Here is a 26,606-nt window from a genome sequence, read left to right on the forward strand (position 1 = left end):
CATAGCGCTTAAGAAAGGCTGTGAAAAAGTAATGATTGTCCCCCTTTTCGACACAATTGGCATTCATATTGGGGGAAACTGATGTCGTAACGTGTTCGACGTCTAACCTGAATGAAGTAATGCGAGGGGACGCGAATGCGCGCAGTATTTGGACTAGTCCTGATTATTGGGGTGGCTTTGGCCGGAGGTGCCGTATATTTGGCACGAGACTATATCGCTCAGTATCAGGACCAACTTGCCCGAGAGCGCCTGGCGACGCAGGAAGCGTTGGCAAATGTCAAAACAATTCCGACTGTCGGAGTGATCGTTTCAAACAAGGCTCTGAAATACGGCCAACGCCTGACCGAAGAAGACGTTCGTATCGTGAACTGGCCCGAGGACGCCATCCCTGAAGGCACCTTCGTGGAAATGGCGGTGCTATTCCCGGAAGACGCAAGGGGTGAACGCTTTGTCCTGAGAGCAATGGAAAAGGACGAAGCTCTGATGGAGGTGAAAGTCACGCAACCCGGCGAAGCGGCTGGTATTACGTCTCGCCTTGAAAAAGGTATGCGAGCGTTCGCTATCAGCGTGGACGTGGCATCGGGCGTATCAGGCTTCTTGCGTCCAGGCGACAATGTCGATGTTTATTGGACCGGCTCCCTGGTAGGTGCAGGCGGCGAAGGCGAGATCACACGCCTGATCCAGAACAACATCGAGTTGATCGCAGTTGACCAGACCGCGGGATCAGATGTGACCGGCACCACGATCGCGCGCACGGTAACGGTGGCCGCGACCCCGGAACAGATCGCCGCACTGGCTCAGGCTCAGAATACTGGGCGATTGTCCCTGGCGTTGGTCGGGGTGCAGGATGAAACCGTCGCTAGCGCAGTCGAAGTAGACCAGCGCAAGCTGTTGGGAATCAAAGAAGCGGCACCGACCCCCGTCGCCCAGGAGGAAAAAGTCTGTACCGTGAATACCCGCCGCGGTGGTGAGATTGTAAAAACGGTCATCCCCTGTACAAACTAATGAAAAATCAGAACCTTAAAGACACAAGCCGTGCGTTCAGCGCGGCTTGTGTTTTTTCGGATGTTGCGTATTACCCACATAAGGAAGTTTCCAGAAACCATTGATTATTGCAATAAATTCGCAATTCGCGCAGTGTTAATGCACATAAGGGCATTAGACCTAAAACGAGGCGTGATCGGAGAGGCAGGTCACATGAAAATAAGTTCCTGGATCAGCGCAACCCTGCTTGGGTTGGCGCTAGTTATCAGTTCGGCTGGCGATGCCGTCCGGGCTGAAACCCTTCGCGTGGTCAAGAACGGAACGGCGGAAACGCTGGATGTTCCGATGAACCGCGCAATTGTTGTTGAAAGCGAAACACCGTTCGCTGAGCTTAGCATTGCTAATGCGGGCATCGCCGACATTTCGTCGCTTTCGGACCGCACTATCTATGTTCTGGGTAAGGCGCCCGGCCTGACGACTCTGACCTTGTTTGACGGGGCGGGCAATTTGCTCGCCAACGTCCGGGTCCGCGTTTCCCCGGACGTATCCGAGTTCAAAGAGCGGCTTCGTCAGATTCTACCGAGCGAACCGGTCGAAGTACGCACCGCGAATGACGGGATCGTCCTTTCGGGCACGGTTTCCAGCGCGGCAAAACTTGCGCGTGCGCTGGAGCTGGCAGAACGTTACGCGCCCGAGCGTGTTTCTAACCTGATGTCGGTTGGCGGTGTTCAACAGGTTATGCTGAAAGTTCGCTTTGCCGAGATGAACCGGTCTGTCGCCAAAAGCCTGACCGCATCGCTTGGCTTTGGCGGCAGTGATGTAACGGGTGGTATCAACACACTGAACAGCGCTGGTGCTTTGGCCAACGCGTTGAGCAACAGAATCCCCCTCCAACAGACGAATACAGGTGCTATCCTGTTTGGCTTTGGCGCTGGTTCTACACAGGTGCGGTTGCTGCTGGAAGCCCTTGAGAGCAAAGGACTTGTCCGCAGTTTGGCGGAACCCAACCTGTCCGCCCTTTCAGGTCAGGAAGCAGAGTTCCTGGCGGGTGGCCAGGTGCCAATTCCGGTTCCAGCGGACGACGGCACCATTGGAATTGAATATCGTTCCTTTGGTGTTCAGATCCTCTTTACCCCCCGCGTGGTGGATGGAAACATCATCAACCTCGAGATGGGTACATCGGTTTCAAGCATCGATCCGAACTCGGAATTCACGATTGCAGGCAACAACGTGCCGACTTTCATCGTTCGCGACACAAAGACGACGGTTGAACTGCGGGATGGCGAGAGCTTTGCCATTGCAGGCTTGATTCAGGACAACTTCACGGACTTGAACAGCCAACTCCCATGGATCGGCGACGTTCCTGTGTTGGGTGCCTTGTTCCGCAGCGCTGAATACCAACGTCAACAAACTGAACTGGTGATCATTGTCACCGCACATCTTGTTTCGCCGACCCGCGGTGAAGCCCTGGCCTTGCCAACCGATCGGGTCAAACCGCCCACCGAGTTTGACTTGTTCCTCAATGGCAAAACAGCACGTACCGTGCGTTTGGGTGCCGGTGGCGCGTCCGAAGTCGCCAAGCAGGATTTTGGCAGCTCGTACGGCTACATCCTGGAATGATGGAGAGGATAGGACCAATGCAGAAGTGGATCATTACACTGGGTCTTTCAGTCGCTGTCGCCGGATGTACGCGTGAGGCAGGTTATGAAATTGACCAAGGCACCTTCGGGAACGCGACCCTGAATAACATTCAGGTCATGAACGGGGAACTGACTTATGCCCAGATTCTGGGTCAACGGTTTGCCGCCGAGGTGCCAACGCAGATCAACTTTGCCTTCGATAGCGCAAATCTGGACGCAACTGCTCAGCGCACTTTGCTTCGGCAGGCGGCCTGGATCAAACAATTCCCCGAAGTGCGGTTCCGCGTTTACGGCCATACGGATGCCGTCGGGTCCAAGGCATATAACCAGGCCCTTGGACAACGCCGCGCCAACGCCGCAGTTGCGTTTTTGACGCAACAGGGAATCTCACGGTCCAGGCTGGAAGCCGTTGTTTCCTTCGGTAAAACGCGGCCTCTGATCGACACAGCGAACCGGGACCGCCGCAACCGCCGCACGGTGACAGAGGTATCCGGTTTCTTGGATCGCAACCCGCTTGTACTGGATGGCAAGTATGCTGAGATCGTCTATCGCGAATACGTCGCAAGTGCCACGAGAGAAAGCTACATCCAGCGTGAAGATGCTTCCACCTCTAGCGAAGAATAATCCATATGAAATGGGCGGCATCGTCGCCCATTTCCCTACAATTGGTTCTTTTGCGCCAAAATCTTGCCTAAGTTCCAAGCCATCTTTTCAACAATAGGGTGAAGTGCGGCCCACATTGGCCGCGACCGGGCAACAGCAAACTGAACCGAACCAAGTACGTTCGGTCAGTATGCAGGCCCTCACGACGAGGATTGTGTAAATGACAAGCGCCACGACGCATGATGATGGGACTGCTATTCTGGCCTGCACGATCAGCCGCGACGTTCAGAACTTTGATCTGCTGATCGAAGATATGGAGGCCATACTGGGTGAGCGTTGGGGAGACCTGGGGTTTGCCGAAGCTCTGGCATTCTTCAGCCAGCCAGAGGCAGAAAGCCTTGAATTCGTTGCACTTGCCATTGACGGCGAAGACGAAGACAACCTTTCTCTGATGGGCGAAATCATCTCTCAGGCCAAGGAAAAGAAGATCAAGGTCGTGCTGATCGCCGAGGATGTAACGCCAGCCTCACTGCATCAGCTTTTGCGCAAAGGTGCGGACGAGTTTGTCCCCTACCCTCTTCCCGAAGGTGAACTTCAGGAAGCCATCGAGCGCATGAACAAACCTGATCCGGTTGCTGCTCCGCAGGCGGCGGCTGTTCCGATGGTTCAGGGCGAATCAAAAGAGGGAGCCCTTTTTGTCGTCCAAGGTCTGGCGGGCGGCGTGGGGTCGACCACGCTGGCGGTCAACCTGGCCTGGGAGCTTGCAACAGTTTCTGATAAAGACGCGCCAACCGTCTGCCTGATCGACCTGGACCTGCAATATGGCAGCGTGTCGACCTATTTGGATCTTCCGCGTCGCGAAACCGTATTCGAAATGCTGTCAGACACCGCTTCGATGGATGACGATGTGTTCTCACAGGCTCTTCAGACCTTTGAGGAAAAGCTCGAGGTTCTGACCTCACCGTCGGATATGGTTCCGCTGGACCTGATCACCCCCGAAGACATTGGGCGAGTAATTGAAACCGCCCGCAGGCAATTCGACTATGTGGTCATCGATATGCCAACGACTTTGGTTCATTGGTCGGAAACAGTACTCCAGACCGCGCATGTGTATTTTGCGTTGCTTGAACTGGACATGCGTTCGGCACAGAACGCGCTGCGCCTGAAGCGGGCCTTACAGGCTGAAGAGCTACCGTTCGAAAAGTTACGCTTTGCGTTGAACCGGGCTCCGAAATTCACGGATTTGAATGGCAAAAGCCGGGTCAAGCGAATGGGCGAAAGCCTGGGTATTTCGATCGACCTGCAATTGCCGGATGGTGGCAAACCGGTCATGCAAAGCGGCGATCACGGTCTGCCGCTGGCCAATTCGGCGGCCAAAAATCCGTTGCGCCGGGAAATCGCCAAACTTGCAAAGTCGCTTCACAGCCTGGGCAGCAACAACGCCGAGGCCGCGTAACGGAATTTCAGAGGGGTAGTCGTCGTGTTTTCAAGATACAAGAAACAGCCCGCGGCGCAGCCGGTCGAAACCGCTGCAGCGCCGCAAACCGCGGCCCCTGCGCCAGCGGCCGAGAAAGCACCTGCAGCCAACGCAATTGCCCGTCGGCCTGTGCAGAAGAAATCGGCAGAGCCGGTAGCTTCTGATCGCGAGCGCAAACGCAAGGAACGGCTTGGTGAAATCAAGATCGAATTGCATCGCGAATTGCTGGAAAACCTGAACCTCGCAGCGCTTGAAAAGGCAGGTGAGTCCGAACTCCGCGCCGAAATCAGTGCCATTGCCAGCGAAGTTCTGGAATCCCGCAATATCGTTCTGAACCGCGAAGACAGGACACAGCTTAACAAAGAACTGTATGACGAAGTCACCGGGCTTGGGCCCCTTGAGACGCTTCTTCAGGACGATACCGTCAACGATATTCTGGTTAACGGCCCACAGCAGATTTTCGTTGAGCGGTTCGGTAAACTGGAAATCAGCGACATTACGTTCAAGGACGAAAAGCACCTTATGCGGATCATCGACAAGATCGTGTCCGCAGTGGGTCGTCGTGTCGATGAATCCAACCCTTACGTTGACGCCCGTCTGGCCGACGGTTCGCGTTTCAATGCAATGGTGCCACCGATTGCGGTCGATGGCTCGCTGGTTTCCATTCGTAAGTTCAAGAAAGACAAGCTTGGCATCGACGATCTGGTCAATTTCGGTGCGTTTACCGAGGAAATGGCCGCCTACCTTCAAGCCGCAGTTTCCACCCGGCTGAACATTATCGTTTCGGGTGGTACGGGTTCCGGTAAAACGACTACGCTGAACGCACTGTCCAGCTTCATCGACGACGCCGAACGCATCCTGACAATTGAGGATACCGCGGAACTTCAACTGCAGCAGACCCATGTTGGCCGAATGGAAAGCCGCCCGCCCAACGTGGAAGGCAAGGGTGAGGTCAGTCCGCGCGACTGTCTGAAAAACGCCCTGCGTATGCGTCCCGACCGCATCATCGTGGGCGAGACGCGTGGCGCCGAGGTGATCGACATGTTGCAGGCCATGAACACCGGCCACGACGGTTCGATGACCACGATCCACGCCAACTCCGCCCGCGACGGAATTTCGCGTCTGGAGAACATGATCGCGATGGCCGGGATCGAGATGCCGATCAAAGCCGTCCGCAGCCAGATTTCTTCGGCTGTGAATCTGATTGTGCAAGCCAGCCGTCTGCAAGATGGCTCGCGCCGGATGACGTCGATCACAGAGATCACAGGTATGGAAGGCGATGTCATCTCTATGCAGGAAATCTTTAGATTTCAGAGGGTTGGCCTGACACCAGACAATAAGATCATTGGCCATTTCACCGCAACGGGCGTCCGCAGCCACTATTCGGAACGTTTCCGTTTGTGGGGCTTTGATCTGCCTCCATCCATCTACGAACCGACGACCGTCTAAGGAGATCCGGATATGCAACTGCCCGTAGAGGCCCTTATCTATGTCGTGATCTTCGTTGGAGTGCTGCTCTTGGTCGAGGGCATCTACCTTGTGGCGTTTGGCAAATCCATCAGCCTGAACAGTCGAGTGAACCGCCGTCTGGACATGCTGGACAAAGGTGTTGGCCGCGAACAGGTGCTGGAACAGCTGCGCAAGGAAATGCAGCAGCACATGAAGTCTCAGAGCATCCCGCTCTATTCTCTTCTGGCCGACAAGGCACAAAAGGCGGCTATCGCCTTCTCACCCCGCCAATTGATTATGATCATGGCGCTAGTTTCCGGCTTTGCCTACGTCGGATTGAGCATCGGTACAGCGACGGATCCCGTACTTAGGATCGTGCTGTCAATCGCAATTGGTGTTGGTGGCGTCTATGCCTGGGTAAACCACAAAGCTGGCAAACGCATGGCCATGATGGAAGAGCAGTTGCCCGATGCCGTAGAACTGATGGTGCGCTCGCTGCGCGTTGGTAACCCCTTTGTCTCGACGATCCAGATCGTCGCCAATGAGGTACAGGACCCGCTTGGGACCGAGTTCGGGATCATCGCCGATGAATGCGCATACGGCCGTGATGTGGGTGAAGCGCTCAAGGATCTGGCCGAGCGTCTGGATATGCAGGATCTTCGCTTTTTGTCTGTCGCTGTTGGTATTCAGCAACAATCCGGTGGTAACCTCGCCGAGGTTCTGGCCGGTCTCGCGAAGGTTATCCGCGCCCGTTTTCGCCTGTTCCGTCGAGTCAAGGCGATCACGGCCGAGGCTAAATGGTCCGGCAAATTTCTGTCCGGTTTTCCAGTGTTCTGCCTGTTGTTCATTCTTGTTAAGGACCCCGGTTATTACGACGAAGTTGTCGATCACGCATGGTTCATACCGGCTTGTTTCTTTGTTGGCATCATGCTGACCCTGAACCTGATCGTTATGCGCATCCTTACCGACATCAAGGTCTGAGGGCACCGACATGGAATTCCTGACCCAAATCAATGATATCCTGAAAGAGCATCTTGGAGAGTTTGGGCCACTTATCGTGGTCGGCTTGTTGGGATTGTTTATGATCCTCGTTGCCTTGCCGCTGATGCTGAACCAGCCAGAGGACCCCCTCAAGAAACTGCAACGCTCGAATGCGCCACAAAAAGGTGGCAAAAAGGCGAAGAAGGACAAGCTTCGAAACTCAAGCCGCAATGAGCAGCTCCAGAAATTCGCGACATTCCTTGAGCCCCAGAACGAAGAAGAGCTTTCGGCCATGCAGCTCAAGCTGCGCCAGGCAGGCTATCAGTCCAAGGACGCGGTTCGTTTTTTCCACTTTGCCCAGTTTGCGCTCGGTATTATTGGTATTCTGGTCGGCGTGATGCTTGTGACGGTTCTGGCCGGAGATCAGGAATTCACTCCTTCGCAAATGGCAATACGGGTGCTGATCCCAGCTTGTGTGATGTATTTCTTGCCTCGTTACTGGATCACCAGACGTGTAGCCGAGCGGGAGGAAGCCATCGTCGCCGGGTTTCCTGACACGCTGGACCTGATGCTGGTTTGCGTTGAAGCAGGGCAGTCTCTGGATCAGGCCATCGTGCGCGTGGCGGCGGAAATGAAGGTCTCCTACCCAGACATTGCCCTGGAATTCGAGGTCATTGCCTACGAATTGAAGGCAGGTAAGGACAAAGATACTGTTCTGCGTGACTTTGGTACGCGCTGCGGGGTTCAGGATGTCAGCGCCTTCGTGACCGTTATGATACAGTCGGCCACCTTTGGTACATCGATTGCCGATGCTCTGCGGGTTTATGCCGGTGAAATGCGTGACAAACGCGTGATGCGTGCCGAAGAGGCTGCGAACAAGTTGCCAACCAAAATGACGCTTGCCACAATGATGCTGACAGTGCCACCACTGCTGGTCATTCTGGTCGGCCCATCGGCAAAAGGTATCGCAGACTTTGCAAACAGCGCGAACTAGACTCCCGATGACATCAAAAATCAGGCGCATCCGTTTCCGGGTACGCCGCGCGGTTCAGGCCACCATGGTTTTTGCTATGGTGGCCTCTTGTACAGATACAGGACTGTCGAATGATCTGGATGCCCCCGGTCTCGACCCAAGAGCCGAGGGGGTGGATCCAATTACGGTTGGTAACCGGCTGATGGCCGCAGGCGAATATGAGCTGGCGATGGACGCCTTTACGCGGGCCGCTTTGGATCAGGGGATGACTACACAGATTCTCACGTCACTGGGCACTGCAAATCTGGGCCTTATGCGTTTGGGTCAGGCAGAAGACCTACTGCGTCGCGCTGTAAAAGATGATCCGGACTGGCCTGTCGCGTGGAACAATCTAGGCGTTTTGCTGATGGAAAAAGGCGAGTATCCAGAGGCTTCTCAGATGTTCCGAAGGGCCTTTGCGTTGGACAATGGCGAAAGTGACGCAATCCGAGACAATCTGCGCTTAGCCCTCGCAAAAATGGAAAATCCTGTTAATACTACCCCGGAAAAACAAGAATATACACTGGAGCAGCAAGGCGACGGGCAATTCACGCTGCGCAAGCTCCCGTAACATTGGCAAGAGCAGTAAGGGACGCAAAAATGCGCCAACAATTCTTGATTCCGACTATGGTAGTGTGCGGTATAGTTCTTTCCGCCTGCGAAAAAGAAACCTCAGAGGAAAAGGTGGAACGCACGTATCAGGAGGTTAACGTCATTGACGAAACCAACCTGAATGAGGTGCTGCTGACCGCTGCGGACCCGAATGAGGCCGTTACGTATTTCCAAGGCGCGGCGGCCAAGAATCCGGATCGGATTGACCTCCAGAGGGGCCTTGCAATTTCCCTTACGCGCGCCAAACGCACGACCGAGGCTGCGTCGGCTTGGAAAAAAGTTACGACCATGAAAGGTGCCTCGAGTGTCGACAAGGTCGAATATGCCGGTGCGTTGGTGCGCGCTGGTGACTGGGCGAAGGCCAAGGCGACATTGGATACCGTACCCCCGACTTATGAGACCTTCCAACGCTACCGCCTTGAGGCAGTTGTGGCCGATTCCAGAAAAGACTGGAAACGGGCAGATCATTTCTATGAAACTGCCGTCGGCCTGACCACACGCCCCGGAAGCGTGATGAATAACTGGGGATATTCAAAGCTGTCGCGTGGGGAGTATGCCGAGGCAGAACGCCTGTTCAGCGAAGCGATCCGACAGGACAAGTCTCTGTTTACGGCCAAGAACAACCTTGTGCTGGCGCGGGCAGCGCAGGGCAAATACAGCATGCCGGTCGTTCCCCTGACACAGGTCGAACGTGCCATGCTGTTAAACACAATGGGTATTACTGCAGTCAAACAGGGCGATGTCACAACAGCTAAGAACCTGTTCCGCGAAGCGATCGCCACCCATCCGCAGCATTATGAGGAAGCCGTTCGCTCGCTCCGCGCGCTCGAGGAAGCCTGATCCATGCATATCCCCGCGACTGCGGCGGCTTGGTTTTTGCCGTTCGTGTTGCCCATCTGTTTTTATGTGGCGTTCACGGATCTGCGCAGCATGCTGATCAAAAACCACGCTGTTCTCGCCTTGGCCGCCGGTTTTGCCGTCGTGGGCCTGTTCGTTCTGCCGCCGTGGTCGACCGAGTGGACGACCGGTGGCGTGGGTCCGATTGTTGTGACGCTTCCACCTTATCTTTGGCAGCTGCTGCATATTGTAGTCGCTCTTTTTTTGGGGTTTTTATTCAATGCCGCTGGCGTCATGGGGGCCGGTGACGCCAAGTTTCTGGCCGCCGCTTCGGCTTTCGTCTGGCCCGGCGATTACAGTCTCATGATTATGATTGTGACCTGTGCCACGCTGGGCGCCTTTGCCACGCACAGACTGGCCAAATACACCCGGCTCAGAACAATCGCCCCCGAATGGGAAAGTTGGAATCGGATTAAGCAGTTTCCGATGGGCTTTCCATTGGGCATGAGTCTGGCAATCTATCTGATTTTTGGAACTGTTTCCGGGTCATGAACTATCATCAGTCCGCCTTTTCACTGCCTTGGTGATGACACAAAGCAAGGTAAGATTTTCTCCAATCAGCCCCGTGGTGGGCTTTTGGCGTGAATACTGGATAGACGGGCAACGCTCATGAATATGCAGACCACTTCGGTAATGGCCCCCCCTGCCCCCAAGGGGTTGGGCGAAATGAAATTGCCCATCGTGATGATGCGGGACATTCTGCTCAAGACGATGTTCCGGAAGAACGTTGACACTGTCACCCAGGTCGCAGAAGCAATCTGCCTACCGGGCGCGGTCACACAGGAACTGATCGACATTGCGCGCGAACAGAAACTGATCGAAGCCACCGGTACCCTGAATGCCAACAGCGGCAATGAGATGGGATATCAGTTGACGGACGCGGGCAAAGCCCGCTCGCTTGACGCGCTAAGCCAGTCTGAATACTTCGGCGCAATGCCGGTTCCGCTGGACGTGTATCGCGAACAGGTCAAGCGCCAGTCGATCCGAAATATCCAGGTGACCCGTGACCAACTGACTGGGGCGATGGGCCATCTGGTTCTGCCCGACAGCTTGCTTGACCATTTGGGCCCTGCGGTCAGCGCGGGCCGCTCCATTCTGATGTATGGCCCTCCGGGCAATGGCAAATCCTCGATCTCGAACGGTATTCGGGATGCGCTTGGTGACAATGTATATGTGCCACGGGCCATCGAATATGCCGGTCAGGTGATCACGGTCTATGACCCAATCGTGCACACCGCGATCGAGCAGGAAGCCGACGACCCCAACAGCCTGCGCCGCCGCAAGCGGTTTGATACGCGATACGTTCAGTGTGAACGCCCCACTGTTGTCACCGGTGGTGAACTGTCGCTCAGCATGCTGGATCTGGTCTACAATCCAACAGCGCGGACCTATCAGGCACCGCTGCAGTTGAAATCGACCGGCGGCATCTTCATCGTCGACGACCTTGGCCGTCAGCAGGAACCGCCGCAGGCCCTGATCAACCGCTGGATTGTTCCGCTGGAAGAGAACAAGGATATTCTTGGCCTGCAGTCCGGTGAAAAGTTCGAAGTCCCCTTCGACACTTTGGTCATCTTCTCGACCAACTTCCACCCGAACGAAATCTTCGACCAAGCGGCTTTGCGCCGGATCTTCTTCAAGATCAAGATCGGTGGTCCGAACCAGGAAGACTTCCTGAAGATCTTTGCGATGGTTGCCCGCAAACGCGGCATGCCGCTGGACGAATCCGCGCTGGTGCATTTGCTGAAGGTCAAATACCCGACGATCAACAACGTCTACGCCAACTATCAACCGATCTTCCTGATCGACCAGATGATCTCGATCTGCGAGTTCGAAGGTATCCCCTACCAGATGAGCCCCGACCTGATCGATCGCGCTTGGGCCAACATGTTCGTCAAGGACGAGAAAATCGTCAAATAACGCCGTGCCATTTCCGGGATGAGACGGGTAGTCTGCTTGCATGACGCAGATTCCCGCCCGGATCACGGATTGGTTTGACGCCAAAAGCTGGTCCATCCATCCACATCAACAAGACATGTTCGACCGGGCTGCGGACCCGGCCACGTTGCTGATCGCCCCAACCGGTGGCGGCAAGACAATGGCAGGATTTCTTCCGACGCTGGCTGAACTCGCCGCATGTGACCGGACCGGTCTACACACGATTTATGTCTCTCCTCTCAAAGCTTTGGCCGCCGATATCCGCCGAAACTTGCGTGGCCCAGCGGACGAAATCGGCCTGCCAATTCGTATTGAAGACAGAACCGGCGACACCTCGGCAACACAGAAGAAACGCCAACGCGTGGACCCTCCGCATATCTTGCTGACGACGCCCGAAAGTCTGGCCCTGCTGACCTCTTACGAAGACGCCCCGCGTATGTTCAAAGGCGTGCAACGTGTAATCGTCGACGAAATCCACGCACTGGCCGAGAGCAAACGCGGGGATCAACTGATGTTGGCCCTCGCCCGGCTGCAAAGCTTGTGCCCGGACCTGCGCCGAGTCGGCCTGTCCGCCACCGTCGAAGACCCCGACGCCATTGCTCGGTTTCTGGCGCGCCACCCCGACCCCTGTCGGATTATTCAGGCTGACCCCGGCCCTGATCCGGACATTCGGATGTTGAAAACGCAGGAAATGCCTCCCTGGTCGGGCGGCGGTGCCGCTTATTCGATCCCAGCTGTTCTGGACCAGATCAAACAACACAAGACAACGCTGATCTTTCACAATACCCGGGCGCAGGCTGAGATTTTCTTTCACAATCTCTGGCTCGCCAATGACGACGCACTGCCCATCGGCATCCATCATGGCAGTCTGGATCGCCAGCAACGCGAACGCGTTGAGGCCGCAATGGTGCGCGGTGATCTGCGCGCGATCGTCTGCACAGGTAGTCTGGATCTGGGCATCGACTGGGGAGATGTGGACCTGGTCATCCAGATTGGCGCACCCAAAAACGTCAAACGACTGGTGCAACGGATCGGGCGCGCCAACCATAGATACAACGCGCCCTCGAAAGCCCTTCTGGTGCCCGCAAACCGCTTTGAGGTCGTGGAATGCGTTGCGGCACTTGAGGCCGCTAAAGCCCACGATCTGGACGGAGAGCCGCGCGGCTCCGGTCCTCGGGATGTGTTGTGCCAGCATATCCTGATCGCCGCCGCCGCCGGTCCCTTCGACGCGGATTCTCTATTCGCCGAGATGACTAAGGCCGGGCCTTTTGCCAACCTCAGCCGGGTGGAATTCGATGCCTGCCTGGATTTCTGCGCCACTGGAGGTTACGCGCTGCGCGCCTATGATCGCTGGCAGCGACTGCTGCAACGGTCGGACGGAAAGTGGCAGTTGAGAGACCCCCGCGCCGCACAACGCATCCGAATGAATCTGGGCACGATTCAGGATACGGACACGCTGAAGGTTCGCCTGAAACGCAATCGCGGCGGCAAACCTCTGGGCGAGGTCGAAGAGGCATTCGCCGCCTCGCTGACCCCCGGGGACACGTTCATGATCGGTGGTCAGATTGTCCGCTACGAGGGACTGCGCGAAATGGTGGTCGAGGTCAGCCGTCGGGCGGACAAAAAACCCAAAATAGCTACGTTTTCGGGCACCAAATTCGCCACGTCCACGCAGCTCAGCGACCGTATCCTTCGGATGTTTGCCCAACCTGACTGGCCTCAATTGCCGCAGCACACTGCCGATTGGCTGGCCCTTCAGCGCGATATGTCGCGCCTGCCACAACGGGATCGCTTGCTGATCGAGAGCTTTCCCAACGATGGGCGAGAACACCTGTGTGTATATGGATTTGCGGGGCGCAATGCGCAACAAACCCTGGGTCTGCTGCTGACCAAGCGGATGGAGGAAACCGGGCTGGCCCCGCTTGGCTTCGTCGCCACCGATTATGCGACGCTTATCTGGGGTTTGGACGCCGTGATGGACCCGCGCCCCCTGTTTCGGCAAGATACGTTGCGTGACGGGCTTGAGAATTGGCTCGCGGGCAATGCGGTGATGAAACGAACATTTCGTGCCTCGGCAACGATTGCCGGATTGATTGACCGCAATACTGGCGGACAGCGCAAAAGCGGACGGCAGGCGACGTTTTCCTCGGACATTTTGTACGACACTCTGTTGAAATATGACCCTGACCACCTGCTGATGCAGATCACACGCGAAGAGGCCATGCGCGGGCTGGTGGATTTTGGGCGCATCGAAGAGATGATCACCCGCATCGGCGACCGAATCGATCTGGTTCGGTTGGAGCGGGTCTCACCCTTGGCTGCCCCGTTGTTTCTTGAGGTCGGGAAAGTACCGGTCAAGGGTGCTGCCGAGGAACGATTGCTGGCCCAAGAAAGCGCCCGTCTGCTGCAGGAAGCCGGTTTGGAAACAAAGTAAAACCGCTTGCGTCGGGCTCGGAAAAAAGCAAAGAACGTACCATGAACAACCTGGCGTTCTCCTTTACCCAGCAAGACCTGCGTGCGTTGGCGTCAGGCGCTTTGTGGTGGCCCGACCAAAACCTGCTGTGCGTGAGCGACCTGCACCTGGGAAAATCCGAACGCATGGCGCGACGAGGCGGCCCGTCCCTGCCCCCCTATGACAGTCTCGATACCCTGACCAGATTGGCCGCGGACATTGAACGAACCGACGCGCAGACCGTCATCTGCCTTGGTGACAGCTTTGATGATCTGGACGCGCTCGCCGCCCTTGGAGCAGCTGAGAAACTCAGGCTCACGGCCCTACAGGCGGGACGCCAATGGATTTGGATCGAGGGTAACCACGACCCCGGTCCAATTGATCTGGGCGGCACGCATCGGTCAGAGTATTCGGCTGGTTCTTTGGTTTTCAGACATATTGCGCAATCCGATGGACAAGGCGAAGTTTCAGGCCATTACCACCCAAAGGTCAGACTGAAGGCGTGCGGCCGAACTATCACGCGCCGGGCATTCTTGCTGGACAACGCCCGACTTATCTTACCAGCTTATGGCACGTATACGGGCGGGTTGCTGAGCTCTGAAAAGGTTCTGAACGAGTTGATGAGTAACCGGGCCATGGCCATCCTGACCGGTCCGCAACCGCAACTCATTCCCATGCGGCGATGAACTCAGATTAACCCGTCGTCTTCGAGCTTTGGTTTGTATTTTCGGCTGACCGGCACCAGATCACCATTAACCAACTTCAGATAGGTTCTGTCGTCCACTTTCTCAGTGCCGATGATGGCTTTGTCGGTGACCCAGTGGGACCGGTGTACGCAATGCCCGGACAAAGGTTCCATTTCAGCGATTGCGTCAGTGAGCCGCGACCGGATCGTAAACGTGCCTTCCGACGTGACGACATCGACATAGTGGTTTCGGGAGGTCAGTCGGTATATCTGCCCCTGGAACGAAGCCGGCAAGCGCCGTGTCAGACGCGGCGCCGAGGGAGGCGTCGGTTCGCTTTTTGGTTCGACCTGACGCATCAGAATAAGACCGGCAGTAAACAGGGTGCTGTACCCCACCACGCGCGGAATCCCCGGCGCGTTGTACCCGCCAAAAGAAAACAGAAGCCAGGCCAACACCCAAAGCGACGGGATAAACAGAACCAATACAAGCAGGGCAAACATAAGATCGCGCGCTGGAACCTTCATACCGGCTTGGGTCCCGTGAAATAGATTTCTGGCCATCCAAGTGGACGTGAGGGCGATTGCCATCACTCCGATCCAGAACAGTAGGCGCAGCACGAATGGCAATTCCGAAACCATGAAAGGAGGAAATGTGTAAGCCAGCATTGGCAGGAAGACAAAACCGGCCACCACGCGCTGTGGGCTGAGTACCTTGCTGTCGAGACTTAGTTTTGACGTCATACCAAATTAAAAGCCACTTTCGAGGACCCAGCCAAAAGTCCCAAAAGCTACCAGAAACAAACTATAACCGGCTGAAAAATCAGCGCTATCACGCCCCATGCAAACATTCAAACATAAATGATGGGGAAATTTACTGCGATTGCGTCTCTGCCGCAGGCATTGGCATGACACAAAGCATGGGTTGGTTGGGGCAGCTCAGAACGTGCCCCAACGTTGTTACTTAGGCCGTTAGCCCTTCGGGTTCCGGCAATCCGTTGGCGCGGCAGCAGGCAGTCAGCGTGTTGGCCAACAAGCAGGCAATGGTCATCGGACCCACCCCACCAGGTACGGGCGTAATAGCACCCGCACGCTCGGCAGCACTGGCGTAATCCACGTCACCGACCAGCTTGTTTTTGCCGTCGCGTTCAATCCGGTTGATACCCACATCGATGACGGTTGCGCCTTCCTTGATCCAGTCGCCGGGTACCATTTCGGGTCGGCCTACGGCGGCAACCACGATGTCCGCGCGCCGTACAACCTCAGGCAGGTCCTTGGTGCGGCTGTGTGCGATGGTCACGGTGCAGCTATCACCCAGCAACAGTTGCGCCATCGGCTTGCCCACGATGTTCGAGCGGCCAATTACAACGGCATCCATACCCGACAACGAGCCGTGGTGATCACGCAGCATCATCAGGCAACCCAGCGGAGTGCAAGGCACCATCGACTTCTGACCGGTGCCCAGCAGACCCACGTTCGAGATGTGGAAACCATCAACGTCCTTGGCCGGATCAATCGAATTGATCACCAGATCTTCGTTCAGGTGCTTGGGCAGCGGCAACTGCACCAGAATGCCATGCACCGCCGGATCGTTGTTCAGCTTATCGATCAGCGCCAGCAAGTCCTCTTCGGAAGTGTCGACCTCCAGCTTGTGCTCGTACGAGTTCATACCGACCTCGATGGTCATCTTGCCCTTGGAGCGGACATAGACCTGGCTCGCTGGGTCCTCGCCCACCAGAACCACCGCCAGACCGGGGGTGATGCCGTTTTCTTCTTTCAGCTTTGCAACCTGATCGGCAACCTGCCCGCGCACCTTGGCGGCAAAGGCCTTCCCATCGATAACCTGCGCTACCATCCTTTGATCCCTTCTTTCAAAAACGGATCGGGCGCATGGGGCGCCCGGTCATTCAGTCTGGGCCGAGTACACGCTCTTCGCGGGCAATCGACCAGTCAATCAATATGCGCCACAACTGTTCAGCAAGGTCCGGGTCCATTCCCAGCTCAGCTGAACTTGTGCGCACGCGCTGCACCACTTCTTCGACACGATCCGGGATTCGAGCAGGCAAGCCCTCGCCCGGCTTCAGCTCAGACGCGCGGTCAATGTAACTTGCACGCGTCACCAACATTTCGATCAGTTGGCGGTCCAGCTTGTCGATCTGAGGCCGCAATTCCTGCATCGATTGGCAGTCTTGCGGCGGTGTCAGAGTGGGCATGTTCGTCTCCTCATGGCCCGGGGGATTCCCCGGACCACGAGATGTCCTATTCGGCGGCTTAGAACAAGCCCTCGATCTCACCTGCGTCATTGAGGCAGATGGTTTCCGCAGCCGGTTTGCGCGGCAGACCAGGCATGGTCATGATCTCACCGCAGACAACCACGATGAAACCGGCACCTGCGGACAGGCGAACTTCGCGTACCGGAACCGAGTGGCCGGTCGGCGCGCCGCGCAGGGTCGGGTCAGTCGAGAACGAGTACTGGGTCTTCGCCATGCAGACCGGCAGGTTACCATAGCCCGCTTCTTCCCACTCGCGCAGCTGGTTGCGGATTTTGTTGTCGGCCAAAACCTCGTCAGCGCGGTAGATGCGCTTGGCGATTGTTTCGATCTTCTGGAACAGCGGCATGTCGTCGGGGTAGATCGGCGAGAAGTTCGCAGCACCATTTTCGACGATTTCCACAACTTTCTCAGCCAGAGGCGCAGAGCCATCCGAACCCAATTCCCAGTGACGGGACAAGATCGCCTCGACACCGTGCTCGGCACAGTAGTCTTTGACGGCCTGAACTTCGTCATCGGTATCGGTTACGAAGTGGTTGATTGCGACGACGACCGGAACGCCAAAGGACTTAACGTTTTCAATGTGGCGGCCCAGGTTGGCACAGCCCGACTGAACTGCATCAACGTTTTCCGCGCCCAGATCGGCTTTGGCAACGCCGCCGTTCATCTTCATCGCGCGCACGGTGGCAACCAGAACCACAGCCGACGGTGCGATGCCCGCCTTACGGCACTTGATGTTCATGAACTTCTCGGCACCCAGGTCGGCACCAAAGCCCGCTTCGGTCACGACATAGTCGGCAACTTTCAGAGCGGTCTTGGTCGCGATGACCGAGTTACAGCCGTGTGCGATGTTCGCGAACGGCCCACCGTGGACAAATGCCGGGTTGTTTTCAAGCGTCTGTACCAGGTTCGGCTGCATGGCATCTTTCAGCAGAACGGTCATTGCGCCTTCGGCTTTGATGTCGCGGCAGTAGACCGGGGTCTTGTCGCGGCGATAGGCCACGATGATGTCGCCCAGACGCTTTTCCAGGTCTTTCAGGTCGTTCGCCAGGCAGAGGATCGCCATAACTTCGGAGGCCACGGTGATGTCATATCCCGCTTCGCGTGGGAAACCGTTCGAGACACCGCCCAGCGAGCAGGTGATCTGACGCAGGGCGCGGTCGTTCATGTCGACGACACGACGCCACACGACGCGACGCATGTCGATCTCGCACTCGTTGCCCCAGTAGATGTGGTTGTCGATCATCGCCGACAGCAGCGAGTGGGCCGAGGTGATCGCGTGGAAGTCGCCGGTGAAGTGCAGGTTCATCTCTTCCATCGGAACAACCTGCGCGTAACCGCCACCTGCTGCGCCGCCCTTCATACCGAAGTTCGGGCCAAGCGATGCTTCACGGATACAGATCATCGCGTTTTTGCCGATGCGGTTCAGGCCATCGCCCAGACCCACAGTGGTAGTGGTTTTACCTTCACCCGCAGGAGTCGGGTTGATCGCGGTGACCAGGATCAGTTTGCCGTCTTCGCGGTCCTGAACCGAGTTGATGAAGTCCTGGCTGACCTTCGCCTTGTCGTGGCCGTAAGGCAGCAGATCGTCGCTGGAGATGCCCAGCTTTGCGCCGATTTCCTGAATCGGCTTCTTGTTCGCTTCACGAGCGATTTCGATGTCGGATTTGTAGCTCATTGGGCAATATCCCTGATTGAATACCGTGCAAACCGGCGCAGATGGGCCGATGCTGGCCAATCCATACCGTTGTGTACAATCGCGATGGATATAGATTCCGACATAATCACGCCATGAAACGGCGTAGCGTCAATTCGCCGGTTTCAAATCGGAAACGGTTGGCCTCTATGGCGCCCAGGCTCTTTGATCCGGTACGAACAACGTCATCCGATCCCCCAGCCGCAGCTGTCCGGGGCGTTCCACCCACGCCGTCACACCCCGACGACCCTTTGCCGCAGGCTTGAAGGACGCGCCGTAACCCGGCTGATCCGCCTCGATCTCACGTCCGGGGATGACGCAAGGGCGGTTTTCCATATCCACTGTAATCGTCACGCCATCGCGGACCTGCAGACGCGAAGCTGGAGGGATATGCGTGAAATCGGGAATACCCCGCAACAGAATGCTGACCCCCAGGAAGGAGGGATCGAGACGATCCAGCCCCATCTCTTTGGCCGTGTCATCCATCTCTTCTGCGGACAGGATCGACAACTGGCGGACATTACGGATTTCAGTCCCCTGAGGATACAGGTTCTTGACCCTGACACAGGAGGCTCGATTAACACCCTCGTGTCGCGTACCTTTCTCGCCTGCGAAGTCCAGATCCAAGGATTCGACAGCCTTGGCGCGGATCGAGTCGCCGTCAGGTACATGCCCCAGCCAGACAACTTCACCCGTGAATTCTGTTTCGCGCAATACCGGCATCAAAAGCCCCTTTTAAAATGCTTATTAAAAAGCAATAGAGGCCAGCCGGTGCGAAATGAAAAGGCCCAAAATAAAGACCCGGGACAATGCCCGGGTCTTGTTCTCTTAAGCCGAAGGTTCCGGCTCCATCCCGCCCTCAGGCGGGGTTTTCTTGACCTTGGTCTTGGGTATCGCGGTGACGCTGGGCGCGTTGCCTTCATCCGGGCTGTCGCCTTCGTCATCGCCTTCATTCGGCGAGTCGCCATTCATGACGCGCTTGATCTCGTCCCCGGTCAGGGTTTCGTATTCCAGCAGACCTTGCGCCAGACGCTCCCATTCCTCGTTCTTTTCGGTCAGGATTTTGTGCGCACGCTCGTAACCCTGCTGGATCAAGCGTTTCACCTCTTCCTCGATCAGCTCTTTCGTATGTGCCGAAACCGAGAATCCAGCGGTGTTGCCCTGATAGCCTTCGTGGGCTTCGGCATAATCAATGTTACCGACCTTGTCCGACATACCCCAGCGCATCACCATGGCACGCGCCAATTGGCTTGCCTGCATGATATCACCGGCCGGACCGTTCGAAACGTGATCTTCACCGTATTTGATGACCTCGGCAGCCTTACCAGCCATGGTCATTGCCAGCTTCTGCTCACACTCATCACGGTGATAGTTCAGACGGTCCATTTCCGGCAAAGAGACAACCATACCAAGTGCACCACCGCGCGGAATAATAGTTGCCTTGTAGACCGGATCGCACAGCGGCAGCTCCAGACCGACGACGGCGTGGCCTGCCTCATGATAGGCGGTCTTTTCCTTCTGATCCTGGGTCAGCACCATCGAGCGGCGCTCGGCCCCCATCATCACCTTGTCCTTGGCGTTCTCGAAGTCTTCCATGGTGACAAAGCGGCGACCCACACGCGCAGCCATCAGCGCCGCCTCGTTCACGAGGTTTGCCAGATCAGCACCCGAGAAGCCTGGCGTACCCCGCGCGATGATGCGCAGATCGACATCGGGGCCCAGAGGTGTCTTGCGCGCGTGCACGCCCAGGATCTTCTCGCGGCCTTTGATGTCGGGGTTGCCAACGGTGACGTTGCGGTCGAAACGGCCCGGACGCAGCAGCGCGGGGTCCAGAACATCCTTACGGTTGGTGGCCGCCAGAATGATCACGCCCTCATTGGCCTCGAACCCGTCCATTTCAACCAGCAACTGGTTGAGCGTCTGTTCGCGTTCATCGTTGCCGCCGCCATAACCGGCACCACGATGGCGACCCACGGCGTCGATCTCGTCGATGAACACGATGCAAGGCGCGTTCTTTTTGGCCTGCTCGAACATGTCGCGCACACGGGATGCACCAACACCAACGAACATCTCAACGAAGTCAGAACCCGAGATGGTGAAGAACGGCACACCCGCCTCACCCGCGATGGCACGCGCCAGCAGCGTTTTACCAGTACCCGGAGGGCCAACCAGCAGTGCGCCTTTCGGGATCTTACCGCCCAGACGGCTGAACTTCTGCGGGTTGCGCAGGAATTCCACGATCTCTTCCAGTTCTTCCTTGGCTTCATCGATGCCTGCAACGTCGTCAAATGTCACGCGGCCGTGCTTTTCGGTCAGCATCTTGGCCTTGGACTTGCCAAAACCCATCGCTCCACCTTTGCCGCCGCCCTGCATCCGGTTCATGAAATAGACCCAAACGCCGATCAGCAACAGGAAGGGCAACAGAGTGATCAGGAAGGACTGGAAGCCGGACTGCTGCTGCTTTTCGGCGCGAACTGGGATGTTCTCGTCGATCAGCAGTTTGGTGACTTCGGCATCACCGGGTTTGATGGTGACGTAGTTCGCGCCGCTTTGAGTGGTATAGCGAATCTGCTCGCCATCCAGCGTCACGTTCTTGACTTCGCCGCTTTCAACCGCAGTGACAAAATCGGAATAGGTTCTTTCGTTATTCTGAAGCGTTCCGCCTGGCCCACTGAACAGATTGAACAGTGCAAGGATCAGCAGAAACAGAACGACCCAGAAGGCGATGTTACGAGCGTTGCCCAAGGAAAATCTCCCAAAAGATTTCGGCAGATGGGGATCTGCCGGGTTGCTCTATAAAATAGAGATGATTCAAGCAGGTTCAATGCGATAAAAGAGAAGAGTGAAACTCGGGCGTTTCCGGGGCGAATTCGGCGGTCCAACCATTGGCAAACCCTGCAAGAGGTGCGGCAAGCAGATCGTCCCCGATCCAAACAGCTGGTGAGGCCAGCAATGCGGCGCGAGGTTTGCCCAATTCCCGCCAATCCGGAACCTTTGGCAATCCTTTATCTCCCAATGGGCGAATTTCGGCCCCAGCAACGGTCGGCCCCGACAGAATCCAGCGCTTGTCCCACAACTCGCCAGGGTTTACGGATTTGCCCAGTACCGCGTTTAGCTCTCTGCAAATCCACATCTTATTGCCTTTAGGGATCAGCAGGCAGCCACCAATTGAGGTTCTCGTGCCCTCATCAATCGCTTTCAGAGCCTGTTCCACTGTGGTTTGGCGCGGCGGATACCCTACACCCGCGATCCAAGCGACGCAGCCGACCAGAATCCGGCGCTTAATCTCCTGTGGCAGGGCCTGAACCCCGCGTCGGTCCAAGCAAATATCGCCAGCGTCAACCATGGCAATTTTGCGGGCGGATTCCTGCGTATAGCGCGCCAATGCCTCACGCGCTTGTGCAAGGTTTTCAGAAACGCGCGTCAGAGATCCGGCTGTAATGCCCAATCCTTCGAGGCCGGACAACGCCTGTCGCGCTTTGATCCGGTCGAACCGAAGATCGTGATTCGAAGGGTCCTCGATCCACTCCACGCCCTTTTCCGCCAGATAGTCGCGCAGTTGTTTTCGGGTGATCTTCAGCATCGGACGCAGCAGGGTCACACCATCTTGATCGCGGGCGGCAGGCATCCCCGCTAGCCCCGTAACGCCTGCTGCTCGACCCAGACGCATCAGAAACGTTTCGGCCTGATCGTCTGCCGTATGGCCAAGGGCAATCGCGTTGATGGCGTTGCGCCGCGCCCATTCGGTCAACAAATGGTAGCGCGCCTGCCGGGCCTGATCCTGCAAGTTTCCGTCACCGGTCCAGCCATCCCAGACCAGCGTTTGATGCGGAATGCCCAAACGCGCAGCGAGTTTACTCACTTTGTCAGCTTCAGCGGCTGAATCAGGACGCAACCGATGGTCAACCGTTGCAGCAAACAGTTCTACCTTCTCGCTCTGAGCGATCTCGTTCAAAAGCAAAAGCAGGGCAACCGAGTCGCCCCCACCGGATACCGCCACGCCCAGACGGGCTGGCAGGTTTTCAGGCAACCGCGCCCGGATATCGGCGCGAAATTTGTCTTCATGTCCCGTCAAGAACAGCCCAGCGACGCCATTTCCTGAGTGGCACTCGTTGCCGAGGTTGTGCTCGGGAAACGGACGCCCACCTCGCTGAGGGTAATGCAGGCCTGGTCGGTCTGACCCAGGCGTCCAAGTGCCGCACCAAGTTCAAACAACGCTTCGGGGGCAAATGCGCCTTCGGAATCACCGGTGAAGCTGGCCAGGAAGGCACGCGCCGCCTCGCGAGTGTCACCCAGGCCAACAAGTGCCTGCCCCCGTTTCAGGTTGGCTTCGGGCGCCAAGGGGCTGCCGGGATACGAAGTTTCGAACGTGGCAAACTGTTCGGCGGCGGCCTGAAAGTTGCCATCCGCGAGGGCTTGGGATGCGGCGTCAAAATCGGCCCGCTCGCCAACCGCAAGTTCGCCCGGATCGGTTACTGGCGGCGCGGATGGTGTGGCCGGCGCTGCAGCAGTGACTTCAGTCTCTCCACCCAGTGTCGAGGTTTCCCCAAGCGTGCTAAGATCACCACCTTCCAGCTCGACCAGCCGGAATTCGAGATCACCGATCCGGTTGGTCCCGTCTGTGACGATGTTCTGAACACGCTGGTTCAACTGTTCTGTCTGCCGTGTAAGGCGCTGCAACTCGGCCTCAATGGCATCGACCCGTTCCAGAACGGAACTGCCGGACAGGTTGGGTGCCGGGGACCCGGTGGTCGAAAACTCGCGCTTCAGGCGCTGAATTTCCACGTGCAGCACTGTCAATTCCTGACGAATGTCCGCCAGGGTCTGCTGATCCTGTGCATTGGCGACCCCTACGGTCGCTACGACCGCGGCCAGTACCCATCCTGCAATTCGCATTGTCTTACCCCAAGGTTGAACCGGTCAGCACCGTCACCGCGCGGCGGTTTTTGGAATAGCATTCCTCGGTGCTGCAAATTTCGATCGGGCGCTCCTTGCCGTAGCTGACGGTCGTCAGTCGGTTCCCTGCGACCCCACGCGAAATCAGGAACTCACGCGCTGCGTTTGCCCGACGCGCGCCCAGCGCAAGGTTGTATTCGCGGGTGCCTTGTTCGTCCGCATGCCCTTCGATCGTGGCCACAAAATCCGTGTTGGCCAGCAACCAATCCGCCTGCCCCTGCAACACGGTCTGCGCCTGCGCCGTCAGCGTCGACTGGTCCACTTCGAACAACACGCGGTCGCCCACGGTCTGCTGGAAATAGGCCGGTGAGCGTGGGTCGCTGGGCGATCCAGGTACGATCGAACCGTTACCACCTGCGCCTCCCCCCAATCCGGACGGATCATTGTTAGTGCAGGCGGCCATAATGCCCAGCGCGCCCAATGCTAAGACTTTGCCCAATACATTCATTTCAGGTGCCTCGTCGTTTTATCGCTTTATTGCCGTCTCTGTTATCACAGTGCAGGAAATTTGTGAACTTTTCCAACCCCCTGCAATGATCACTTCTGCAATGGCCCCCAGGATGGGTCGCTGCCCCCGTCTGGCGTGCGGACCGGGCGCAGGTTCCGGCCCGAGATATCCACTGAATACAGCGTCGCCCGACCGCTTGCGCCCTGCGACTCGCGCGTGAACATGATGACACGCCCGTTTGGAGACCATGTCGGCCCTTCGTCCAAAAAGGACGAGGTCAAAAGGCGTTCCTCGCTGCCGTCCGTGCGCATGACCCCGATATGGAACCGACCCTTGTTCTGCTTGGTAAAGGCAATCAAGTCACCACGCGGCGACCAGACCGGCGTACCATAGCGCCCCTGTCCGAAGCTGATCCGAGTCGCCTCTCCGCCATTTGCGGGCATAATGTACAGCTGCGGCGTACCCGAGCGATCGCTTTCAAACACGATCTGCGAGCCGTCCGGCGAATAGCTGGGCGCGGTTTCAATCGCCGGAGTGTTGGTCAGGCGCACGCTTTGGCCCGAAGCCAGGTCCATTTTCCAAAGGTCGGTATTGCCGCCCTGAATCAACGAGTAAACAATCGAACGACCATCGGGCGAAAAGCGCGGAGAAAAGCTCATCGTGCCGTCCTGTGTCTTCAACTCGGTCCGTTTGACGCGATCAACGTCCAGAACATAGATACGCGGCTGCCCCGTTTCATAGCTGGTATAGAGCAAACGATCACCAGAGGGAGAAAAGCGCGGCGCCAGAACGATCGCAGAGCTATCGGTCAGATACTGAACGTTTGCCCCATCATAATCCATGATGGCCAGTCGCTTCAGGCGCTGATCCTTGGGCCCGCTTTCCGAGACAAACGCCACGCGGCTGTCGAAATACCCGCCCTCGCCGGTCACGCGGCTATAGACCTGATCGGCCACTTTGTGCGCCATGCGACGCCATCCATCCGTTGTGCCGGAAAACTGCAGACCGTTACCCAATTCCTGGCCCGAGAACACATCCCAAACCCGGAACCGCACCGTCAAGCGCTTGCCCGAGACATTCACGGCCCCGGTCACCAAGGCTTCGGCGTTGATCGCTTTCCAGTCTGCAAACTGCACCGGGGCATCGAAACTGCTGACCCGGCTGATGAACGCATCTGACGAGATTTCTCGGAACAACCCGGTTCCGGTCAGATCGGCGGCGACAACACGTGAGATGTCGTTGGCATATTGCGTGGCCGCTGGCCCATCGGGCACGAAGTTCGGCACGGCAAAGGGCAAGGGTTCGATGATACCCTGATCCAGTTCCAGCCGCAGCGGTCCGCTTTGGGCATGCACCGGCGCTGCCAAAATTGTCAGGCCAAGCAACAGGCTGGTCAGAAATCTAATCATTTGATCCGCATCCTCTCGGGATTGAATGTAATCTCAATATCCCGCCATTGATCGTATTTGTCAGCAGGCAGGGTGTATCCTTTGGCCCCACAGCGCAAAATCGCTCGCCGGGCGGCGTCATAGGCTTGTTTGGCCGACGTCGCAGTCCCGCCGGAACTGTCCAACATCCGCAGGCTGCCCCCGATCACCTTGCCGTCTGGCGTCAGTGAAAACCCAACGACCACAACCGTTTGCAACGCATCCGTGGACAACGAGCCGACATTCCAGCACTGCGACACAGCCAATCGCATGGCATCTTTCTCACCAGCGGTCAGGGGTGGGCCTGACGGTTCACTGCTTTGCTGCAATGCTTCTGCCAGCGCATCGTTAATGGCGGCCTCGTCGCTTGGCGCAGGTTCCGGCCGCGATGGCTCCTCAACCTCGGCCACTTCGGGCTGTGCCGGAGGCGTCGGCCGGTTCGGCCGCACCAGCGGGCGTGGAGAACTGCGTGGCGCATATTCCTTGGCCTCTTCCGCCTCGGTCACGATTTCGTCTGTCGCTTCTTCCGGAGCAGTCTGATCTTGCTGCTCTTGCTGAGTCTCGGCCCCCTCGTCCAGCGAAACAGCCGGTGACTCGATGTCATCCGGCGCTGCCTCGGGCGGTGGCGGAGCAACGGGTTCCGGCGCGACTTTATCCGCAGGACGTGGCTGCGCTTCGGGCCCCGGTGGCACCGGCAAAACAACGGCTTCCGGTTCAGGCGTCTCAAGCGCCGGAGGTTGCTCGATCACGATCGGCTCGGGCGGTGGCGCGACCGCCTCGGGCTGTTGTTCCGGTTCGGGTTCAATTGGCTCGGACACCTCTGGTGTCGGAGGTTCCTCTTCCACAGGTTCAGGTGTCGGGATCTCTTCCTCAGGTGCCTCAGGCTGTTGCAAGGCCGCAGGCGTGGGAACCTCCGGCGCTTCGCGCTGCGCGGTCATCGCCGCGAACTGCTCAGCCGTAATCACGGAAATATCCTGCACAGGCATAGGCAATGGTTCGGACCTGAAGGTGCCGCCAAACAGAGCCCATGAAATCAAACTGACATGGGCAATTGCCGAGATCTTGGTGCCGGTATCCACCGCGCG

General features: G+C 57.2%; 24 protein-coding genes. 13 read left to right on the top strand and 11 right to left on the bottom strand.

Annotated elements, in window-relative coordinates:
- Positions 1-135: 135 nt before the first annotated feature.
- From cpaB to pdeM, 13 genes are all read left to right on the top strand, one after another.
- Positions 136-1,005, top strand: coding sequence for a Flp pilus assembly protein CpaB (gene cpaB / locus ACR0AA_RS10610; protein WP_480663183.1), 870 nt, complete (start codon positions 136-138; stop codon positions 1,003-1,005).
- A gap of 192 nt (positions 1,006-1,197) precedes the next feature.
- A complete protein-coding gene (locus tag ACR0AA_RS10615; protein ID WP_480663181.1) occupies positions 1,198-2,604 on the top strand; it encodes a type II and III secretion system protein family protein in 1,407 nt (468 codons plus the stop codon).
- Positions 2,605-2,621: 17 nt separating this feature from the next.
- Positions 2,622-3,248: an OmpA family protein gene (locus ACR0AA_RS10620; RefSeq protein ID WP_480663179.1), complete on the top strand. Its 627-nt coding sequence runs from the start codon at positions 2,622-2,624 to the stop codon at positions 3,246-3,248.
- 199 nt (positions 3,249-3,447) lie between these two features.
- Positions 3,448-4,683, top strand: a complete 1,236-nt coding sequence (locus ACR0AA_RS10625) for a CpaE/TadZ family protein (protein ID WP_480663177.1) — start codon at positions 3,448-3,450, stop codon at positions 4,681-4,683.
- A gap of 24 nt (positions 4,684-4,707) precedes the next feature.
- A complete protein-coding gene (locus tag ACR0AA_RS10630; protein WP_480663175.1) occupies positions 4,708-6,153 on the top strand; it encodes a TadA family conjugal transfer-associated ATPase in 1,446 nt (481 codons plus the stop codon).
- A gap of 12 nt (positions 6,154-6,165) precedes the next feature.
- Positions 6,166-7,134: a type II secretion system F family protein gene (locus ACR0AA_RS10635; RefSeq protein ID WP_480755994.1), complete on the top strand. Its 969-nt coding sequence runs from the start codon at positions 6,166-6,168 to the stop codon at positions 7,132-7,134.
- 10 nt (positions 7,135-7,144) lie between these two features.
- Positions 7,145-8,128, top strand: a complete 984-nt coding sequence (locus tag ACR0AA_RS10640; protein WP_480755996.1) for a type II secretion system F family protein — start codon at positions 7,145-7,147, stop codon at positions 8,126-8,128.
- Positions 8,129-8,135: 7 nt separating this feature from the next.
- Positions 8,136-8,717, top strand: coding sequence for a tetratricopeptide repeat protein (locus ACR0AA_RS10645; protein WP_480755997.1), 582 nt, complete (start codon positions 8,136-8,138; stop codon positions 8,715-8,717).
- 29 nt (positions 8,718-8,746) lie between these two features.
- Entirely contained in the window at positions 8,747-9,598 is an 852-nt protein-coding gene (locus tag ACR0AA_RS10650; RefSeq protein WP_480663167.1) for a tetratricopeptide repeat protein, read from the top strand.
- Positions 9,599-9,601: 3 nt separating this feature from the next.
- Positions 9,602-10,147: a prepilin peptidase gene (locus ACR0AA_RS10655; protein WP_480755999.1), complete on the top strand. Its 546-nt coding sequence runs from the start codon at positions 9,602-9,604 to the stop codon at positions 10,145-10,147.
- 117 nt (positions 10,148-10,264) lie between these two features.
- Positions 10,265-11,572, top strand: coding sequence for a P-loop NTPase family protein (locus ACR0AA_RS10660; RefSeq protein WP_480663164.1), 1,308 nt, complete (start codon positions 10,265-10,267; stop codon positions 11,570-11,572).
- Positions 11,573-11,612: 40 nt separating this feature from the next.
- Positions 11,613-14,024, top strand: a complete 2,412-nt coding sequence (locus ACR0AA_RS10665; protein ID WP_480756002.1) for a ligase-associated DNA damage response DEXH box helicase — start codon at positions 11,613-11,615, stop codon at positions 14,022-14,024.
- Between the two features lie 41 nt (positions 14,025-14,065).
- Positions 14,066-14,728 (top strand): ligase-associated DNA damage response endonuclease PdeM, encoded by a 663-nt coding sequence (pdeM, locus tag ACR0AA_RS10670; RefSeq protein WP_480663160.1) that lies wholly within the window; start codon positions 14,066-14,068, stop codon positions 14,726-14,728.
- Between the two features lie 2 nt (positions 14,729-14,730).
- Here the strand turns inward: pdeM and ACR0AA_RS10675 are convergent, their stop codons facing one another.
- The 11 genes from ACR0AA_RS10675 to ACR0AA_RS10725 form a co-directional block, all read right to left on the bottom strand.
- Positions 14,731-15,468, bottom strand: a complete 738-nt coding sequence (locus ACR0AA_RS10675; protein ID WP_480756004.1) for a LytTR family DNA-binding domain-containing protein — start codon at positions 15,466-15,468, stop codon at positions 14,731-14,733.
- 220 nt (positions 15,469-15,688) lie between these two features.
- The gene (gene folD, locus ACR0AA_RS10680) at positions 15,689-16,579 is read right to left on the bottom strand and encodes a bifunctional methylenetetrahydrofolate dehydrogenase/methenyltetrahydrofolate cyclohydrolase FolD (protein WP_480663156.1); all 891 of its coding nucleotides are present in this window, start codon (positions 16,577-16,579) and stop codon (positions 15,689-15,691) included.
- 52 nt (positions 16,580-16,631) lie between these two features.
- Positions 16,632-16,937 (bottom strand): chorismate mutase, encoded by a 306-nt coding sequence (locus tag ACR0AA_RS10685; protein ID WP_480663154.1) that lies wholly within the window; start codon positions 16,935-16,937, stop codon positions 16,632-16,634.
- Between the two features lie 58 nt (positions 16,938-16,995).
- On the bottom strand, positions 16,996-18,672 hold the full coding sequence (locus ACR0AA_RS10690) for a formate--tetrahydrofolate ligase (protein WP_480663152.1): 1,677 nt from the start codon (positions 18,670-18,672) through the stop codon (positions 16,996-16,998).
- Between the two features lie 165 nt (positions 18,673-18,837).
- Positions 18,838-19,413, bottom strand: a complete 576-nt coding sequence (locus ACR0AA_RS10695) for an MOSC domain-containing protein (RefSeq protein WP_480663150.1) — start codon at positions 19,411-19,413, stop codon at positions 18,838-18,840.
- 105 nt (positions 19,414-19,518) lie between these two features.
- Positions 19,519-21,435 carry an ATP-dependent zinc metalloprotease FtsH gene (ftsH, locus tag ACR0AA_RS10700; RefSeq protein ID WP_480663148.1) on the bottom strand — a complete coding sequence of 639 codons (1,917 nt, stop codon included), beginning with the start codon at positions 21,433-21,435 and terminating at the stop codon, positions 19,519-19,521.
- A 76-nt stretch (positions 21,436-21,511) separates the two neighbouring features.
- Complete coding sequence (tilS, locus tag ACR0AA_RS10705; protein WP_480663146.1) at positions 21,512-22,765, bottom strand: tRNA lysidine(34) synthetase TilS; 1,254 nt, start codon at positions 22,763-22,765, stop codon at positions 21,512-21,514.
- Positions 22,762-23,586 carry a tol-pal system protein YbgF gene (ybgF, locus tag ACR0AA_RS10710; protein WP_480663144.1) on the bottom strand — a complete coding sequence of 275 codons (825 nt, stop codon included), beginning with the start codon at positions 23,584-23,586 and terminating at the stop codon, positions 22,762-22,764. The genes tilS and ybgF overlap by 4 nt, the downstream gene beginning before the upstream one ends.
- Before the next feature lie 4 nt (positions 23,587-23,590).
- Positions 23,591-24,094: a peptidoglycan-associated lipoprotein Pal gene (gene pal / locus ACR0AA_RS10715; protein WP_480756006.1), complete on the bottom strand. Its 504-nt coding sequence runs from the start codon at positions 24,092-24,094 to the stop codon at positions 23,591-23,593.
- A gap of 89 nt (positions 24,095-24,183) precedes the next feature.
- Complete coding sequence (gene tolB, locus ACR0AA_RS10720) at positions 24,184-25,503, bottom strand: Tol-Pal system beta propeller repeat protein TolB (RefSeq protein WP_480663140.1); 1,320 nt, start codon at positions 25,501-25,503, stop codon at positions 24,184-24,186.
- On the bottom strand, positions 25,500-26,600 hold the full coding sequence (locus tag ACR0AA_RS10725; protein ID WP_480756008.1) for an energy transducer TonB family protein: 1,101 nt from the start codon (positions 26,598-26,600) through the stop codon (positions 25,500-25,502). Before ACR0AA_RS10725 ends, tolB begins: the two co-directional genes overlap by 4 nt.
- Positions 26,601-26,606: the final 6 nt, after the last annotated feature.

The sequence above is a fragment of the Ruegeria sp. CE8 genome (assembly GCF_056537465.1).

Coding starts and splice junctions, on each gene's coding strand:
- cpaB (WP_480663183.1), top strand. CDS start 136: ATGCGCGCAGTATTTGGACTAGTCCTGATTATTGGGGTGGCTTTGGCC.
- ACR0AA_RS10615 (WP_480663181.1), top strand. CDS start 1,198: ATGAAAATAAGTTCCTGGATCAGCGCAACCCTGCTTGGGTTGGCGCTA.
- ACR0AA_RS10620 (WP_480663179.1), top strand. CDS start 2,622: ATGCAGAAGTGGATCATTACACTGGGTCTTTCAGTCGCTGTCGCCGGA.
- ACR0AA_RS10625 (WP_480663177.1), top strand. CDS start 3,448: ATGACAAGCGCCACGACGCATGATGATGGGACTGCTATTCTGGCCTGC.
- ACR0AA_RS10635 (WP_480755994.1), top strand. CDS start 6,166: ATGCAACTGCCCGTAGAGGCCCTTATCTATGTCGTGATCTTCGTTGGA.
- ACR0AA_RS10640 (WP_480755996.1), top strand. CDS start 7,145: ATGGAATTCCTGACCCAAATCAATGATATCCTGAAAGAGCATCTTGGA.
- ACR0AA_RS10645 (WP_480755997.1), top strand. CDS start 8,136: ATGACATCAAAAATCAGGCGCATCCGTTTCCGGGTACGCCGCGCGGTT.
- ACR0AA_RS10650 (WP_480663167.1), top strand. CDS start 8,747: ATGCGCCAACAATTCTTGATTCCGACTATGGTAGTGTGCGGTATAGTT.
- ACR0AA_RS10655 (WP_480755999.1), top strand. CDS start 9,602: ATGCATATCCCCGCGACTGCGGCGGCTTGGTTTTTGCCGTTCGTGTTG.
- ACR0AA_RS10660 (WP_480663164.1), top strand. CDS start 10,265: ATGAATATGCAGACCACTTCGGTAATGGCCCCCCCTGCCCCCAAGGGG.
- ACR0AA_RS10665 (WP_480756002.1), top strand. CDS start 11,613: ATGACGCAGATTCCCGCCCGGATCACGGATTGGTTTGACGCCAAAAGC.
- pdeM (WP_480663160.1), top strand. CDS start 14,066: ATGAACAACCTGGCGTTCTCCTTTACCCAGCAAGACCTGCGTGCGTTG.
- ACR0AA_RS10675 (WP_480756004.1), bottom strand. CDS start 15,468: ATGACGTCAAAACTAAGTCTCGACAGCAAGGTACTCAGCCCACAGCGC.
- folD (WP_480663156.1), bottom strand. CDS start 16,579: ATGGTAGCGCAGGTTATCGATGGGAAGGCCTTTGCCGCCAAGGTGCGC.
- ACR0AA_RS10685 (WP_480663154.1), bottom strand. CDS start 16,937: ATGCCCACTCTGACACCGCCGCAAGACTGCCAATCGATGCAGGAATTG.
- ACR0AA_RS10690 (WP_480663152.1), bottom strand. CDS start 18,672: ATGAGCTACAAATCCGACATCGAAATCGCTCGTGAAGCGAACAAGAAG.
- ACR0AA_RS10695 (WP_480663150.1), bottom strand. CDS start 19,413: ATGCCGGTATTGCGCGAAACAGAATTCACGGGTGAAGTTGTCTGGCTG.
- ybgF (WP_480663144.1), bottom strand. CDS start 23,586: ATGCGAATTGCAGGATGGGTACTGGCCGCGGTCGTAGCGACCGTAGGG.
- pal (WP_480756006.1), bottom strand. CDS start 24,094: ATGAATGTATTGGGCAAAGTCTTAGCATTGGGCGCGCTGGGCATTATG.
- tolB (WP_480663140.1), bottom strand. CDS start 25,503: ATGATTAGATTTCTGACCAGCCTGTTGCTTGGCCTGACAATTTTGGCA.